Raw genomic sequence first — 1842 nt, forward strand, 5'->3', positions numbered from 1 at the left:
CGAGGGACGGACACAGCGTATCACGTTAGCCTTGGTAGTTCAAAGGTGCCCGATCGGCCACTCAATGGGTCGATCGAACGTGCACCGCGTGGCACACTGTGCCACGAGTTAGGGTGGGCCGGGGCGACGCCCCGGTCCCGGTCTGTGGAGGTGATCCAGCCGCAGATTCCCCTACGGCTACCTTGTTACGACTTAAGCCCCCTTGCGGAGCCCAGATTCGACCGACGTTGCGTCGGCCTCATCCGGACCCCACTCGGGTGCTTTGACGGGCGGTGTGTGCAAGGAGCAGGGACGTATTCACCGCGCCCTTCTGAGGCGCGATTACTACCGAATCCAGCTTCATGAGGACGAGTTTCAGTCCTCAATCCGAACTACGACCGAGTTTCGGAGATTAGCGTCCCCTTTCGGGGTTGCATCCCACTGTCTCGGCCATTGTAGCCCGCGTGTCGCCCAGCACATTCGGGGCATACTGACCTACCGTTGCCCGTTCCTTCCTCCAGTTTGGCACTGGCAGTCCTCCTAATGTACCCAACCACCACAAGGGTGTTGCTGGCAATTAGGAGTGCGGGTCTCGCTCGTTGCCTGACTTAACAGGACGCCTCACGGTACGAGCTGACGGCGGCCATGCACCTCCTCTCAATGGCTCCAGTAAGGTCATCAACCTGACCTTCACTGCACATTGTCGATGCTGGTGAGATGTCCGGCGTTGAGTCCAATTAAACCGCAGGCTCCTCCGGTTGTAGTGCTCCCCCGCCAATTCCTTTAAGTTTCATCCTTGCGGACGTACTTCCCAGGCGGTCTGCTTCACGGCTTCCCTACGGCACAGCACAGGCTCGTAGCCTGTGCCACACCTAGCAGACATCGTTTACAGCTCGGACTACCCGGGTATCTAATCCGGTTCGTGACCCGAGCTTTCGTCCCTCACCGTCGGATCCGTCTTCCAGAGGCGCTTTCGCCACCGGTGGTCCGTCCAGGATTACGGGATTTCACTCCTACCCCGGACGTACCCCTCTGGTCTTCCGGTCCCAAGCCATGCAGTTTCCACCGGACGCCTGCGCGTTAAGCGCGCAGATTTCCCGACGAACTTGCGTGGCCAGCTACGGACGCTTTAGGCCCAATAATAGCGGTCATCACTCGTGCTGCCGGTATTACCGCGGCGGCTGGCACCGGTCTTGCCCAGCACTTATTCTACGACCTCCTTACGGTCGTGAAAAGCGAGGACTATATGCCCTCGCACTTGGAGTCCCCTTATCGCACTCGCGTGCAGTGTAAAGGTTTCGCGCCTGCTGCGCCCCGTAGGGCCCGGTATCTTGTCTCAGATACCGTCTCCGGGCTCTTGCTCTCACAACCCGTACCGATTATGGGCACGGTGGGCCGTTACCCCACCGTCTACCTAATCGGCCGCAGCCACATCCTATGGCGCCGTAACGTTTCGAGTTCACGCCACTCCAGGCAGGGAACTCTATTCCGGATTAGCCTCAGTTTCCCGAGGTTATCCGGATCCATAGGGTAGTTTGGCCACGTGTTACTGAGCTATCTGCTACGGGTCTAAACCCGTGCAACTAGCATGGCTAAATCGGACTCCAATAGCAATGACCTCCGGCAGGATCAACCGGAATGCTATATGATCTCCCCAGTTGGGGAGGGTCTGTTGGCGGTGAATGTTGGTACACACTCACACATAATGGTCCACGTTCGATGACTCCATCGACGACCGAGCGGGCGTCACCGAACTACCAAGGCTAACATCAGATCCCATCTGTACGGCGGACCGCAGGGGTGGAATCCTCATCTCGTGCGGATGTATTCGTAGGCCGTCTGGGGTACATAACCCCTTCGGAC

1 rRNA gene is annotated in these 1842 nt (G+C 58.4%); it reads right to left on the minus strand.

From position 1 onward, the window contains the following. Positions 1-145: 145 nt before the first annotated feature. Positions 146-1619: ribosomal RNA gene (locus ACJYUO_RS21820) — 16S ribosomal RNA — on the minus strand. Between the last annotated feature and the right edge of the window lie 223 nt (positions 1620-1842).

The sequence above is a fragment of the Natrinema sp. CRL1 genome, from assembly GCF_059162405.1.